The organism is Mesorhizobium sp. B2-5-13 (assembly GCF_006440535.1).
Lineage (GTDB): Bacteria > Pseudomonadota > Alphaproteobacteria > Rhizobiales > Rhizobiaceae > Mesorhizobium > Mesorhizobium salmacidum.
Genome location: NZ_VFUI01000015.1, coordinates 1 through 13,768 on the forward strand (window position 1 = coordinate 1; position 13,768 = coordinate 13,768).

Consider the following 13,768-nt stretch of genomic DNA (forward strand, 5'->3'; position numbering starts at 1 on the left):
TCAAGCGCTGCCAGCGCCGAACCCTTGACGATCGGAATGTCGTCGCCGGGGAATTCGTTCTTCGACAAAAGTTCGCGAACCTCGAGCTCGACCAGTTCGAGCAGCTCGGCGTCGTCGACCTGGTCGACCTTGTTCAGGAACACCACGATCGACGGCACGCCGACCTGACGGGCAAGCAGGATGTGCTCGCGGGTCTGCGGCATCGGGCCATCGGCGGCCGACACGACCAGGATCGCGCCGTCCATCTGCGCGGCACCGGTGATCATGTTCTTCACATAGTCGGCGTGGCCGGGGCAGTCGACATGCGCGTAGTGGCGGTTGGCCGTCTCGTATTCGACGTGAGCCGTCGAGATCGTGATGCCGCGCGCCTTCTCTTCCGGCGCCGCGTCGATCTGGTCATAGCGCTTGTATTCGCCAAAATACTTGGTGATCGCAGCCGTCAGCGACGTCTTGCCATGGTCGACGTGACCAATCGTGCCGATGTTCACATGAGGCTTAGTGCGCTCGAATTTACCTTTTGCCATAGTCTCTTTCCTTGGACGGCCTGGACCTTCAGTTCAGTCGAATGCGGGGCGATTAGCGAGAAAGGCCAAAAAACACAAGCGTCTTTTGCCCGGACGCCATCTCACTCGGCCAGAACCCATGATCCGATTGCGGGGATTGGCGCTGATATAGGGTCCCGCCGTTGAAAAGGGAATGGGCGAAGGTCCGACGGAACAATCGGAGGATTCCGGGGCCTGCGTATCTGTCGCTGTCGGATCTGCCGGCGGCCCATGGCCCATTGCGGCGGCGATCCGGGTCTGATTTCCTGCGCCGATGCATTTCATCCCGACTGCCATTCGCGGCCCGCTGTTCATGATCGTCTCGACCGGGTCATATCTGGTCAACGACACGATGATGAAGCTCGCCACTGCGGGCTTGCCGTCCTACGAAGTGCTCTTCCTGCGCGGTGCCGCGGCAACGCTGTGGGGCTTTCCGCTGCTGTTTGCGCTCGGCTACGGCAAGCAGATCCCCCTGATCTTCGACAAGCGGGTGCTGCGCAGGAACCTGCTCGAACTGGCGGCGATCCTCTGTTACGTCGTCGCGCTCGCCAACATGCAGATCGCCGATTCCACCGCGCTGGGGCAGATCACGCCGCTGCTGATGCTGGTCGGATCCTCGATCCTGTTTGGCGAGCGCATCGGCGGCCAGCGCATGGCGCTGATCGGGCTGGGCTTCATCGGCGCGCTGATGGTGGCGCAGCCGACCATGCAAGGCATTTCGGTCTACGCCTTGCTGGCGCTAGGCAACGCGACATTCGCCGCCGCCCGCGATCTGGCCGGCCGCAAGATCACCGCCGAAGTGCCAGGAATGATCGTGGCGATCTCGGCGGTCGTCGTGGTCCTGATCGGCGCCGGCGCCGCGCATCTGGTTTCCGAGCGCTGGGTAGCGCCGGAGGCGCACCACCTGCTGCTGATGGCGGGAGCCGGTTTCTTCCTGATCTTCGGCCACTTCTTCATCTTCATGGCCTATCGCGTCGGGCCGACCGGAGCGGTAGCGCCTTTCTACTACTGCTTCACGGTCTGGGCCGTCATTTCGGGCCTGCTGGTGTTCGGGCAATTCCCCAATGCACTGGCGGTCTGCGGCATCCTGCTGGTCGTCTGCAGTGGGTTGACCATCGTGTCGCTGGACCAGCGCAAGCGCCGGCTGGCCGTGGTCGCCTGATCGGCGGGGCGCACCGGCATTGTAGGTTCCAACACCGTGAGTGCAGGCAGCACCAACGGCGGATTATCGCAATTCAGGATTCGGCAGAGCTGGTAATCTGCCGACACGTCTAGATGGTGCGCTTGCCCGCGAACTGATGGTAGGCCCACAACACCACGACGGCACCCACGACCGCGACGATCAGGCTGTAGATGTTGAGGCCGGTGACGCCCGAAGCACCGAAGGCACTGAAGATCAGGCCCCCGACGATGGCACCGACAATGCCGAGCACGATATCCATGATCATGCCCTGACCGGTCTTGTTGACGATCTTGCTGCCGATGAAGCCGGCGATGACGCCGAGAATGATCCAGCTGATGATACCCATTTTTTCCTCTCCATTCCTCCGCCAACCGAACATTTTCATATGAATGTCAAAACCACAAGCCAGGTTGAAATTCCGCCCGATTGCGTCATTGTTGAAGATGGGCCGGGCTTGGCCAGATGGAGGATCCACTATGGGACTTTTTGACAACGCCGTTCCCGGCGGCAACATCACCAAACCGCTGATGATCGCGCTCGGTGCCCTGCTGGTCGGAAAGATGCTGAGCGGCAGAAGTGCCGAACAGCCGGAGCAGCCCCAAGCTCCCGCGCCGGCCGATCCCACACCCGTCGGAACCGCGTCCGGTGACGGCGGCCTGCTCGGCGGACTGGGCGGCCTGCTCGACAAGCTCAAGAACGCCGGCCATGGCAATGTCGCCGACTCCTGGGTCGGCACAGGGCAGAACCAGTCGATCAACGCCAACGAGCTGGGCAACGCGATCGGACCGCAGGTCATTCGCGAGATCGCCCAACGGACAGGGCTCGACGAGCAGGAACTGCTCAAGCAACTATCCGCGGCCCTGCCCGGCATCGTCGACAAGCTGACGCCGAACGGCCAGATGCCGCAACAGCACCAGGTCGCGTCAGCGTTCAACAGCTAGCGCGGCGCACACCGATGCCTGAAGCGCTGCGCGCTTGCCGCGCAGTGTTTCGGCTTGCCGACGGTGTCGCTGGAAACCTGGAGCGGGTAGCGGGAATCGAACCCGCACCAAGAGCTTGGAAGGCTCATGTGATACCATTTCACCATACCCGCGCACGCATGCCCTAGCTATTCGACAAGGTTCCGAAGGTCAAGGAGCCTCTCGCGACCCCGCCGAAATTGCAGGCCAGGCTCGACCTCATTGTCCGATCAACATCTCATGCAAAAGCATGGGAAGCAGAGCCCGAAGGTTGAAAAGTAAGCTAGGTTCAAGGCGGAGGAACGAGAATGGACACCCATCTCTGGTTTGCCTTTGTCGGTACCGTGATCCTGTTGCAGATGCCACCTGGCCCCGACAGCATGCTTGTGATGGCCCGTGGCATCGGGCAAGGGCGTGGCACGGCGCTGTTTACGGTCGTGGGAATGACATTGGGCGCCGGGTTGGTGCAATTGCCTCTAATCGCCCTGGGTGTCTCCTCGCTGTTGCGTGCATCACCACTGGCATTCGATGCGCTCCGCTGGGCCGGAGCAGCCTATCTGGTCTGGCTTGGCATACGTTTACTGTCCGGGACGAAGGAGGACCTGGAGGTCGATCAGATCAGGCGCGTGGGGCCGCTCGCCGCGATGCGCGAAGGCATGATCGCCAATCTCATAAATCCCTGGCCCATGACCTTCATGATCGCCTTTCTGCCTCAGTTCGTCGATCCGACCCGCGGCTCGGTCTGGCTGCAGATGCTGTTGCTTGGCGCGACCCAGAAACTGACCGGCGTGCTGGTTCTGGGAACCTATGCAGTCGCATCCGGCACACTGGGTGAATGGATCATGCGGCGGCCGGGCATCAGGCTTTGGCAGCAACGGATAGCTGGCTGCTGCATCGTCGGTCTTGGCGTCCGGATGGCCGTCGGAGGCGGTAAATAGCACGGACCTTTCAAGAGAGAACAGGATCGATCCGACATCGGTCTCGAGGCTGCGGCCACGGAACACCAAATGCCAGACATCCACGTTCAGCTGGTCAGGGGGAATGGGCGCGCCAAGGCGGAGGCGGGCGCCACCCTCTATCGCTACAATGTGGCCAAAACCGGCGTTGACGACCGCGTGCCGATCGGCGCCGTATTGCGCGACACCTCGGGAAACATCCTTGGCGGCCTGTGGGGCAGGACCGAACTCGGCTTGCTGTTCCTCGACATGTTCTTCGTGCCTGAAAGCATTCGGGGCAGATCACATGGCAGCCGCCTGCTCGCTGCCGTGGAAGCGGAAGCGAGGAAGCGCGGTTGCCAACGTGCGGTGGTCGAGACCAGCAGCTTCCAGGCGCCCGGCTTCTATGTCCGCCACGGCTACGAGGAATTTGGCAGGGTTGAGTTCGGCCTTCAGGGCACTGCCCGCATCTTCCTGCGCAAAACCCTCTGATGCTGGCGCAAGAGGCCGCGATACCCCTGATCGGCAGGCATGGTCGCGCGACGAGGGTTGCTCTTGAAAAGCCGCAGGATCTTTGCGCCTACGCGTCAGTCACCCCCTGTCGCAACCTGTGATCGTCAGCTTATCAAATCGTCTATCCTGATCGGCAAGTCTCGAATGCGCTTGCCCGTGGCATGGTACACGGCGCTCGCCACGGCCGCCGCGGTCCCGACATTGCCGAGCTCCCCCAAGCCTTTGACGCCGGCCGGATTGACGTCCAGGTCGACCTCGGGAACGAGGATGACGTCGACCTGTTTGATGTCGGCGTTGACCGGCACCAGATAGTCCTGCAAATCACGATTGACGTAACGGGCGTTGCGCCGGTCGATTTCCGTCGCCTCGTGAAGGGCTTGGCCGATACCCCAGATCATGCCGCCCATCAGTTGGCTGCGCGCGGTGCGCGTGTTCATGATGCGTCCCGCCGCAAAGGCACCGACCACGCGCGGCACCCGGATTTCTCGTGTGTAGCTGTTGACGCGCACTTCGACGAATTCAGCGCCAAAGGCATATTTCACGGAGTCCTTGTCCTGATCGCCGCCGTGGAACTCCGCTTGCCCGGCATAGAGCTTCTTCAGTGCTTCCGGGGTCGAACCCTTTGGCGCAAACTCGGCGTATTCCTCTATCGCGCCGATCTGCATCGCCTTGAAGACATCCGACAGCTTGGCGGATTTGCCGCCGCTTGCCACGATCTTCTCCTGCTCCATCTCCAGCTTGGCATTGCCGGAACCGGCCAGCGGCCCGTCTCCAGCGACGGCTGCCGCGAAAAGTTTGGCACGCACCGCGTCACAGGCCTTCAGAACCGCCGAGCAGACGCTCGCTGTCGAAATCGAGCCGCCCGAGACCGGCGCCGGCGGCAGGGCGCTGTCGCCCATCTCGACGCTGATCTTGTCCATCCCTATCCCCAGACGTTCGGCGGCCATCTGCCCGGCGATGGTGCGCACACCAGTGCCGATCTCATGCGAGCCGCACTGAACGCGAACTTGTCCATCGGCGGTCAGGCGAACACGGGCCGCGCATGGCGCGCTTGCCGTGGGATAGATTGCGGTCGCGCACCCCATGCCGACCAGCCAGTCGCCCTCCCGCATCGATCCGACCGCCGCATTACGCTTCGACCAGCCGAAGGCCTCCGCAGCCTGGTCGTAGCATTTGACCAGCGACCGGCTGGAGAATGGCTTGCCGCCGATAGGCTCTCTTTCAGGCTCGTTGATGCGCCGAAACTCGACGGGATCCATGCCGAGCGCCACAGCCATTTCGTCCATGGCGTTCTCAAGCGCGTAGACGTAGGGCGTCTCCGGCGGTGAGCGCATGTAGCCCGGTGTGTTGCGGTCGGCATGGACGACCGAAACATGAGTGAGCACCGAACCGTAATTGTACATGCGGCCGGTGGCGGACGTGCCGCCGACGACATAAGGGTCAGGGCGTGACGTCACCTCCCAGCCCTCATGTCCGAACGCCGTGATGCGGCCGTCCTTGCTGGCGCCTATGCGAATTCGATGCCTGGTCTCGGCGCGATAGGTCTGGGTGTTGAAGGCCTGCATGCGGCTGACGACGCAGCGTACCGGCCGCCCAACACGACGCGCGGCAACCGCGACAATTGCCGTGCGAGCCGTCATCGGTCCCTTGGAACCAAAGGCGCCCCCGACATAAGGGCTGACAATCCGCACATTGGCAGGGTCGACCTTCAACTGCCGGGCAAGTTCGATTTTCCAGCCGGTGACATTCTGGCTTGGCTCATGGACGGTGAGTTGATCGCCTTGCCACATCGCCGTGGTCGAGAACAGTTCGATCGGATTGTGATGCTGGGTCGGCGTGGAGTATTTTTGGTCGATCTTGACGGCAGCGGATGCATAGGCAGCGTCGAAGTCGCCTGCTTTGACATCCTCCTGCAACATCGGGCTTTTGCCGGCCGCCGGTTCCACTTTCACGCCTTTGGAATCGAAGCTGGCGCTGGGCGGTTCGTCTTCGTAGTCGGCGCGGATCAACATCGACGCTTCCTCCGCCGCCTCGAATGTCTCGGCAACGACCAGAGCGATGATCTGGCCGTCGTGGAAAATCGTCTTGTCATGCAGGGGTGCGATAGAGCTCGCACCGGTGTTGCCAAATTTCGGAGTGTCCGTCTGATCCATGTCGCCATAGGTGATGATGTCCAGCACTCCGGGCACGGCCCTGGCGTCATCGGTATCGAGTTTGGAAACCTTGCCCCGAGCGATGCTGCTGGTGGCAAGAGCGCCATAAGCGACATTGGCCGTGGCGATGTCGGCCGGATAGCTGGCTTGTCCGGTAACCTTCAGCCTGCCGTCGATGCGGACAACCGGTTGGCCTTGGTTTTCTTTTGGAACTGGCGCGGCTTGATTCATGGCTCAGACCTTCATGTCACGGGTTTCGAGCAGCGCTCGCACCAGCGTGCGCTTTCCCAGCGGTATCTTGAATGCGTTGTGTTCTCGTGGCCTGGCATCGGCGAATGCGGCTTCGGCCGCAGCTGCCGCGGTCCTGTCGTCAAGGGCATTGCCGCGCAGCGCATCCTCCGCCGCCCTCGCGCGCCACGGCACCGTCGCGACGCCGCCGAGCGCTATGCGCGCTTGCCCGACCGTGTTTCCATCCATCTCCAGCGCAACTGCCGCCGAAGCCAGCGCGAATGCGTAGGATTCGCGGTCGCGTATCTTCAGGTAGCGCGAGCGACGGCTCCATGCGCCAAGCGGAACATCGATGGCGACGATGACTTCATCGGCGGCCAGATCCGTCTCGATGTTGGGCGTGTCACCGGGAAGCCGATGCAGCTCGGCGATCGGGATCTTGCGCTGGCCACGCCGCCCTTCCACTTCAACGACCGCGTCGAGCGCGATCAGCGCCTGCGCGAAATCACCGTGATAGGTAGCGATGCAGGCATCGCTGACGCCGAGCACGGCATGTTGGCGGTTTACCCCTTCCATCGCCGCACAGCCGGAGCCGGGCTCCCGCTTGTTGCACGGCCAGGAGGTTTCGCGAAAATACTCGCACCGCGTTCGCTGCAGGATATTGCCGGCTAGGCTGGCCATATTGCGAAGCTGGCCGCTGGCCGCGAATTTCAGACTGTCGGCAAGAAGCGGGCAGCGGCGCCTGACTTCATTGTTATCGGCTGCCTCACCCATGCGAACCAGCGCACCGAAACGGATGGTGTCGTCGTCGTCGGTTTTGATCTGACGCAAAGCAGGCTCGGCAAGCTCGTTAAGGTCGAGCAACCGCTCCGGCTGCGCGACACCCAGCTTCATGTAGTCAGCCAGATTGGTGCCGCCGGCGATGAACTGGGTGTTGGCCTGTGTTGGCGCAACATGCCTGTCCTCAAGATGAGACGCTATGGCGATCGCCGCCGAGACGCTCGTTGGTCTTTCATAGAGGAAGGGACGCATCTAGGCTCTCCTGATCTCGTCGCGTGCCTGGATGATCGCCGCAACGATGTTCGGATAGGCCGCGCACCGGCACAGATTGCCGCTCATATATTCGCGGATGTCATCCTCCGAACCGGCATGGCCTTCATCGATGCAACCGATGGCGGACATGATCTGGCCCGGCGTGCAGTAGCCACATTGAAAGGCGTCATGATCGACGAACGCCTGCTGTACCGGGTGCAGTTCGCCGTCGGCCGAAGTCAGGCCTTCGACAGTCGTGACCTCGCGTCCTTGGTTCATGACGGCGAAGCTCAGGCAGGATAGCACCCGCTTCCCATCGACAAGAACGGTGCAGGCGCCGCACTGGCCGTGGTCGCAACCCTTCTTGGTACCAGTCAGACCAACATGATCACGCAGGGCGTCAAGCAGGCTCGTTCGATTGTCGAGTGCTAGGGTGTAGGCCTGCTTGTTGATCCGAAGCGAAATCGTCGACAGGTCGCGCGGTTCGACCGCTCTGGCGGGCGATGGCTCGGCGGCTCTTGTCGAGGTGACCATGAGAGGCACTGCGGCTGCCGCCGTAACAGAACCCGTCATGAAGGTGCGTCTGCTCAGGCCGCTGGGATTTGTGGAATTGGACATGGCTGGCTTTCCGGCTGGCTGGAGTCTCAAGCGGACCAAACTGCTCGTGGGAGGCAAAGTTCCCTCCTCACACCGCTGTGATCGTTTCTTTTGCAGGACGGCCGTGCGGAACTTAAGCCGCAAGGCCGTGGTTGTCCTCGACAGGTTTCCAGGAAGGAGGCGATCATGAGCAATGATCCGAGCGATCGGCGCAGCGATCGAAATGGTGACGAAGGCCCTGTCTTTTCGGCTGAACAGGCGCGGCAAGGTGAGATCATCCTGCGCACCCGCACACGCCGGATCATCTTCATCGCAGGACTGGTCGGCATCGTGATCCTCATCGCGGTGATCAGATTTGCCGTCCGTTGAGTGGCTTTGGAGCTGATCCCCGACCAATGCCGCCCAGCCTGTTCGTCAGGAACTTTTGTGAAGAGCTGTCGTTTAGTCGGTCGTTAAGCGGTTGGCGCCATCCTTGAAAGTTCTCCCCGTGGACGCAAAAACCGAGACTGAAGAACCAGACAGAATCAGGAATGCGCGCGGCGCTTCGAGCAAGGCCGGACCGGATGCGTCGCTAAAACGCATGGGCGATGTGGCGCAGCCTAACGCTCCGGAGCGCGAAACGCGGGACAAGGAGGCGGATGAACAAAAGCCCAGCCTCCTAGCTTTCCCCCGGCAGCATCCTTACGCGTCCATTGCAATCCTGATCGTGCTGCTGCTGGCCGCGGTGGGGCTGGTCATATGGTGGCTGAATGCCCGCCAGTATGAATCGACCGACGACGCTTTCATCGACGCCCGCACGATAACGGTCAGCGCCGAGATATCAGGACGGATCACTGACCTTGCGGTGACCGACAACCAGCCGGTCAAGGCGGGTGACGTCCTGTTGCGCATCGATGACAGCGACTATCGGGCCAGCCTCAGGCAGGCCGATGCCGGGGTAGCCTCGGCGCAGGCCGACATTGTCGACGTAGGGGCTCAGATCGCAGCTCAGAACGCAAAGATCGATGAAGCGCAGAAGCAGGTGGCGCAAGCGCAGGCCGCCCTCGATTTTGCCAAAGCCGAGGACCAGCGGAACCGTGAACTTCTTGCCAAGGGCACGGCCACCCAGCAGCAGGCGCAGCAGGCCGCTTCCACGCTGCGCCAGGATCAGGCTGCTCTCGACAGCGCCCAAGCCAATGTGGCTGCGGCCAAGAGCCAGATCGCTGTTTTGCAGGCGCAGGCCAAGAGCGCCGAAGCCAAGCTCGATCAGGCCAGGGCCAGCCAGAACCAGGCGAGTACGATGCTGTCCCGCACAACCATCACCGCACCGGTCGCCGGGCGGGCAACCAGCATTTCGGTCGCCAACGGCACCTATGCCCAGCCAGGCCAGGTTCTGATGATGTTTGTTCCCGACGAAGTCTGGGTGAAGGCCAACTTCAAGGAGACACAGCTCGATCTGATGCGGCCGGGACAGCCGGTCGACATCGACATCGACGCCTATCCGGAAAGATCTTTTCATGGCCGCGTCGACAGCATCCAGGCGGGTAGTGGCACCGCCTTCAGCCTGCTGCCAGCCGAAAACGCCACCGGCAACTTCGTCAAGGTGGTGCAGCGCGTGCCGGTGAAGATCGTCTTCGACAAAGCGCCCGGCGTGCTGCTGGGGCCGGGCCTGTCGGTGGTGCCGACGGTCAAGGTGCGATGACTGGCGAAATCTCCGGCGACCAAAGCGAAAGCCGGTCGGCCGCCGGCGGGCGCAACCCGTGGCTGATCGCCATCGTCGTCTCCATCGCCACCTTCATGCTGGTGCTGGATACCTCGATCGCCAATGTGGCCCTGCGCAACATCGCCGGCAGCCTGGCTGCCGGGATGGACGAGAGCACCTGGGTGATCACTACCTACCTGGTCGCGAATTCCGTAATCATCCCGGTCAGCGGCTGGTTGGCCAGCGTGATCGGGCGGAAGCGCTACTACATGCTTTGCGTGGCAACGTTCACCATCGCATCGCTGTTTTGCGGCCTCGCGCCCAATCTGGAAATGCTTATTTTCTTCAGGATCCTGCAGGGTCTCGGCGGCGGCGGCATGGCGCCGAGCGAACAGTCCATCCTTGCCGATACCTTTCCGCCCGAGAAGCGTTCCCAGGCTTTTGCCCTTTATGGCGTCGCCGTCATCGTCGCACCGACAGTCGGGCCGACCCTCGGCGGCTGGCTGACCGACCATTTCTCCTGGCACTGGATATTCTTCATCAACGTGCCGTTCGGCATCATGTCGCTTGCCTTGGTGCAGTGGCTGCTTGTCGAGCCGGACGTGATCGAGCGCGAACGTCAGGAGCGGCTGAAGGGCGGCCTCAGAATAGATTGGGTCGGGTTCATCCTGGTCGCCACCGCTCTTGGCTGCCTGGAAATCTTCCTCGATGAGGGTCAGCGCAACGACTGGTTCGCATCGGGTTTCATCACGACTTTTGCCGTGATTTCGGCGATCTCGTTCCTGCTGCTCATCCCATGGGAGTTTAGTCACCGCGATCCGATCGTCGATATACGCCTGCTCTTCAGCCGCCAGTTCGGTACGTCGTTCCTGGTGATGATGGCGGTCGGCGCCGTGTTGTTCAGCACCACGCAGTTGATGCCGCAGCTGCAACAGACCGCCTTCGACTATACGGCCACCCTGTCGGGCCTTTCCATGATGCCCGGCGGCATCGCCATGCTGATCCTGATGCCGATTTCCGGATTTGCCGCCGGATTGGTGCAGCCCAAATATCTGATTGTGATGGGCATGTCCGTTGTCGTGGTCGCCTTGTGGCACATGACGTCGCTCACCCCCGATGCCAGCTTCCGCTTCTTTGCCTTCGCGCGCGTCTTTCTGATGATCGGCCTGCCGTTCCTGTTCATTCCCATTTCGACAGCGGCCTATGTCGGCCTCGCTCCGCAGAAGACCAACCAGGCGTCGGCGCTGATCAACGTCGCCCGCAACATCGGCGGGAGCATCGGCGTGTCATTGTCGAACACCGTGATCGCGCAAAACGCGCAGCTGCATCAATCGAACCTTGTCAGCCATACCGCGCAATCGTCGTCCGCCTATCAGCAGTTGCTGCGTCAGGTGACGGATCACTTTGTCGCCCAGGGCTCGAACATGCTTGAGGCCAAGCAGCAAGCCGTCGGCTGGCTCGGGCAGTTGATCGCGCGCCAGGCCTCGCTGCTCGCCTATATCGACGTTTTTCGCTACTGCGCCATCGCGACGGCACTGTTTGTTCCCCTCGCCTTGCTGCTGCGGTCTCCAAAACCCGACAAGCGCCAGCCGAAATAACCGCGCCCCGCCGATCTCTTCCAGAACTTCTGCCGCCTGCGTTTTCCCGGCACTTATTGCAAGTCGCCGGCATTGAATGTGGCGAATGACCGGCAACGTCAGATCCAGTTCGAGAGAACCGTCTCCATCTCGACGGTCTCCACCTGCTGCGCGAACCGTTGGTGATAAACGGTCAGCAGCGCGTCATGCGTTGCGTCGGAAGAACTGCACAGCGCATCCGTAACGAGAACCACGCGATAGCCGAAATCGATCGCTCCGAGCACCGTAGCCAGAACGCACACGTCGGTTTCGCCGCCGGTGATGACCAACGTATCGATGTCGCGTTCGTTCAGAAAAGCCCGGAGGTGACCTTCGAACCAAGGCGAGTATATGTGCTTGTCGATGATGGCCGCTGGCGGGCAGTAAGCGGCTAATGCCGGCAACAGGGCGACCATTTCGGGACCAATATTCTCGATCGCCATCGAGGCCCAGCGCTCATAATAGCGCTTCCATGTACCAACGCCCTGCCCCGGCTTTTGCGCGGGCAGGAAGCGCGTGAAGACGGTCTGTGGCGCTCGTCTTTCGACCAACCTTTCGATATGAGGAAGGACACGGGTGATCCAGGGGGTCGCCCACTGCGACGGCTCGGCAAACAGCTTTTGCATATCGACACAGACATGCATGCACCGATGCCCCAACGGACCATATGCCAAGCCCGACATCGACATCGAAGATAGTCCTATTCCATGACATGCGGGGTGTGCCGTTTGTCCTCCACCGGGTCGACATCGATGCGCGCCTTTTGCGGATCGAAGGTGCCATGACCTGCGATGGCTCGCGCTGCCGTATCGGGCGTCTCGTATGCCCACATGAAGTCATCGGCCGAGCTACCGACGGCATGGACCCGCCAATAGCTCGCGGTTCCCTTGAGCGGTGAGCTGCTTGTGGTGTTGGTCTTTTCGAAAAGCTCGAAATAGATGTCCTCGAAAGGGATAAAGAACGTCGGCTCCTGTCCCTCTTCCCTGACTAGCTTCGCGCGCTCCGTGGCTGCGACCACAGCATCGGAAAATCGCACGGTCACCGTTCCGGCAAACGGCTCTATGGTCAGTGGACGAAAGTCGTGTTCTGACATTGCAACTGAAGTTTGCATCCGAATTCTCCCTGGCTATCGTTTGATCGTCAGACTGCGTTTCGATCCATCAATGAAAACGAAATGCGCGGCGATGCATCAGGTTCCAGCTTGTGCGGTGAAGCCAAATGGACCGCCGAGCCAAGCGATTATCGGCTACCGAAACTGTCGAGAAAGCTCGCCAACAGCCGCGAAACCTCGTGTGAAGCCTCACGTGTCGGGAAGTGCCCGACCGCGTCCAGGACCACTCGTTTGTAGGGCGCCGTGAAATGCTCCTCCAGTCCTTCCGACGATGGGGGCAGTACAACACGGTCGTCGCCACCATGAAGCGTCAAGGTCGGAACCGTGATGATCTTGACCGATGTTTGCCGGCGGGCCAGCTCCGCGTAGCACGGATCGGGCTCCGCCTCACCCCAGCGAACCCGATAGGAATGCAACGTCACGTCCGGCCAATCCGGGTTGTCGAAGGATACGGCCACTTTATCGAAAATGGTGTCGTCGAACCACCCCAACGGGCTCCAGCTGTCCCATTGGAATCTGGCAAATTCCTTGCGGTTCTTTCGCACGAACTCGGCGCCGCGCGCTGTTGCCATGAACCATTGATACCAAAACGCTTTCGCCTGTTCAGGCGCCGGCGTTGCCGGTTTGCCGGGTTGCCAGCCAAGCGATAGCGCAGCGCAGCAACTGATGCGATCGGGAAAGATCGAGGCCAGGAGGTAGGCGATCCGTGCTCCCCAGTCGTGACCGACGATCGCAAAGCGGCTGAGGCCAAGCGCATCGGCAAAGTCCAGCACGTCCTGCGCCATTGCGGCAATTTCGCCGGATCGCATGGTTTCTTTCGACAGGAACGACGTCTGTCCAAAACCTCGCAGCCACGGCGAAAACGTCCGAAAGCCGGCCTCGTGAAGGACCGGCGAAATGCGCGCGTAAGTGGTCGCGTCGTCCGGCCAGCCATGCAGCAGGACGGCCGGCGGACCGTCTTGCGGGCCACCATCGAGATAGGCGATGCGCAGCAGTGGCGTATCGCAAAATGAGACAGGGTTCATTTGCTCTCCGGCGCTGTTACCGGCTGGTCGCCGCCAGTCGTCGACTTGGGTCTGGCATCCTGGTCAACCTGCGGATTCTTGTTGATGGCGTCGGTGTTGGCTTTCGTCGGTTCGGTGCTGTCATCACAGGCACCGAGCGCGAGGGCAGCAGCCAACACTAGAAGCGACAAGGATTTCTTCATCGAAACCTCCT

16 protein-coding genes and 1 tRNA gene are annotated in these 13,768 nt (G+C 61.4%); 7 read left to right on the forward strand and 10 right to left on the reverse strand.

The window, feature by feature from the left end:
• A partial coding sequence (locus FJ434_RS21650) for a GTP-binding protein (RefSeq protein ID WP_027146892.1) occupies positions 1–524 on the reverse strand: 524 nt, incomplete at its 3' end.
• A 292-nt stretch (positions 525–816) separates the two neighbouring features.
• Between FJ434_RS21650 and FJ434_RS21655 the strand changes: the two genes are divergently transcribed.
• A complete protein-coding gene (locus tag FJ434_RS21655; RefSeq protein ID WP_140508871.1) occupies positions 817–1,704 on the forward strand; it encodes a DMT family transporter in 888 nt (295 codons plus the stop codon).
• 109 nt (positions 1,705–1,813) lie between these two features.
• Here the strand turns inward: FJ434_RS21655 and FJ434_RS21660 are convergent, their stop codons facing one another.
• Complete coding sequence (locus FJ434_RS21660) at positions 1,814–2,071, reverse strand: GlsB/YeaQ/YmgE family stress response membrane protein (RefSeq protein ID WP_015318000.1); 258 nt, start codon at positions 2,069–2,071, stop codon at positions 1,814–1,816.
• Positions 2,072–2,201: 130 nt separating this feature from the next.
• Between FJ434_RS21660 and FJ434_RS21665 the strand changes: the two genes are divergently transcribed.
• A complete protein-coding gene (locus FJ434_RS21665) occupies positions 2,202–2,666 on the forward strand; it encodes a YidB family protein (protein ID WP_027146890.1) in 465 nt (154 codons plus the stop codon).
• Positions 2,667–2,744: 78 nt separating this feature from the next.
• On the opposite strand, the gene FJ434_RS21670 is transcribed toward FJ434_RS21665, so the two are convergent.
• Positions 2,745–2,818 (reverse strand) — tRNA-Gly (locus FJ434_RS21670).
• Between the two features lie 174 nt (positions 2,819–2,992).
• On the opposite strand from FJ434_RS21670, the gene FJ434_RS21675 reads away from it, so the two are divergent.
• Both FJ434_RS21675 and FJ434_RS21680 read left to right on the forward strand, forming a co-directional pair.
• Positions 2,993–3,622, forward strand: a complete 630-nt coding sequence (locus tag FJ434_RS21675) for a LysE family translocator (protein WP_140508867.1) — start codon at positions 2,993–2,995, stop codon at positions 3,620–3,622.
• A gap of 69 nt (positions 3,623–3,691) precedes the next feature.
• Positions 3,692–4,111, forward strand: a complete 420-nt coding sequence (locus FJ434_RS21680; RefSeq protein ID WP_140751189.1) for a GNAT family N-acetyltransferase — start codon at positions 3,692–3,694, stop codon at positions 4,109–4,111.
• A gap of 125 nt (positions 4,112–4,236) precedes the next feature.
• Here the strand turns inward: FJ434_RS21680 and FJ434_RS21685 are convergent, their stop codons facing one another.
• Genes FJ434_RS21685 through FJ434_RS21695 form a run of 3 tightly spaced genes read right to left on the reverse strand, consistent with a single transcriptional unit; the run spans position 4,237 to position 8,163 of the window.
• Entirely contained in the window at positions 4,237–6,516 is a 2,280-nt protein-coding gene (locus FJ434_RS21685; RefSeq protein WP_140751191.1) for a xanthine dehydrogenase family protein molybdopterin-binding subunit, read from the reverse strand.
• Between the two features lie 3 nt (positions 6,517–6,519).
• The gene (locus FJ434_RS21690; RefSeq protein ID WP_140751193.1) at positions 6,520–7,545 is read right to left on the reverse strand and encodes a xanthine dehydrogenase family protein subunit M; all 1,026 of its coding nucleotides are present in this window, start codon (positions 7,543–7,545) and stop codon (positions 6,520–6,522) included.
• Positions 7,546–8,163, reverse strand: a complete 618-nt coding sequence (locus FJ434_RS21695) for a (2Fe-2S)-binding protein (RefSeq protein WP_140508859.1) — start codon at positions 8,161–8,163, stop codon at positions 7,546–7,548.
• Between the two features lie 165 nt (positions 8,164–8,328).
• On the opposite strand from FJ434_RS21695, the gene FJ434_RS21700 reads away from it, so the two are divergent.
• From FJ434_RS21700 to FJ434_RS21710, 3 genes are all read left to right on the forward strand, one after another.
• Positions 8,329–8,511: a hypothetical protein gene (locus FJ434_RS21700; protein WP_140711497.1), complete on the forward strand. Its 183-nt coding sequence runs from the start codon at positions 8,329–8,331 to the stop codon at positions 8,509–8,511.
• A 118-nt stretch (positions 8,512–8,629) separates the two neighbouring features.
• Complete coding sequence (locus FJ434_RS21705) at positions 8,630–9,823, forward strand: HlyD family secretion protein (RefSeq protein WP_246678361.1); 1,194 nt, start codon at positions 8,630–8,632, stop codon at positions 9,821–9,823.
• Complete coding sequence (locus FJ434_RS21710; RefSeq protein WP_181166053.1) at positions 9,820–11,421, forward strand: DHA2 family efflux MFS transporter permease subunit; 1,602 nt, start codon at positions 9,820–9,822, stop codon at positions 11,419–11,421. Before FJ434_RS21705 ends, FJ434_RS21710 begins: the two co-directional genes overlap by 4 nt.
• Before the next feature lie 98 nt (positions 11,422–11,519).
• On the opposite strand, the gene FJ434_RS21715 is transcribed toward FJ434_RS21710, so the two are convergent.
• The 4 genes from FJ434_RS21715 to FJ434_RS21730 form a co-directional block, all read right to left on the reverse strand.
• Entirely contained in the window at positions 11,520–12,128 is a 609-nt protein-coding gene (locus FJ434_RS21715) for an isochorismatase family cysteine hydrolase (RefSeq protein WP_140508853.1), read from the reverse strand.
• Between the two features lie 11 nt (positions 12,129–12,139).
• Positions 12,140–12,550: a DUF427 domain-containing protein gene (locus FJ434_RS21720; RefSeq protein ID WP_140711495.1), complete on the reverse strand. Its 411-nt coding sequence runs from the start codon at positions 12,548–12,550 to the stop codon at positions 12,140–12,142.
• 128 nt (positions 12,551–12,678) lie between these two features.
• Positions 12,679–13,575 (reverse strand): alpha/beta hydrolase, encoded by an 897-nt coding sequence (locus tag FJ434_RS21725; protein ID WP_140751197.1) that lies wholly within the window; start codon positions 13,573–13,575, stop codon positions 12,679–12,681.
• Complete coding sequence (locus FJ434_RS21730) at positions 13,572–13,757, reverse strand: hypothetical protein (RefSeq protein ID WP_027146879.1); 186 nt, start codon at positions 13,755–13,757, stop codon at positions 13,572–13,574. Before FJ434_RS21730 ends, FJ434_RS21725 begins: the two co-directional genes overlap by 4 nt.
• Between the last annotated feature and the right edge of the window lie 11 nt (positions 13,758–13,768).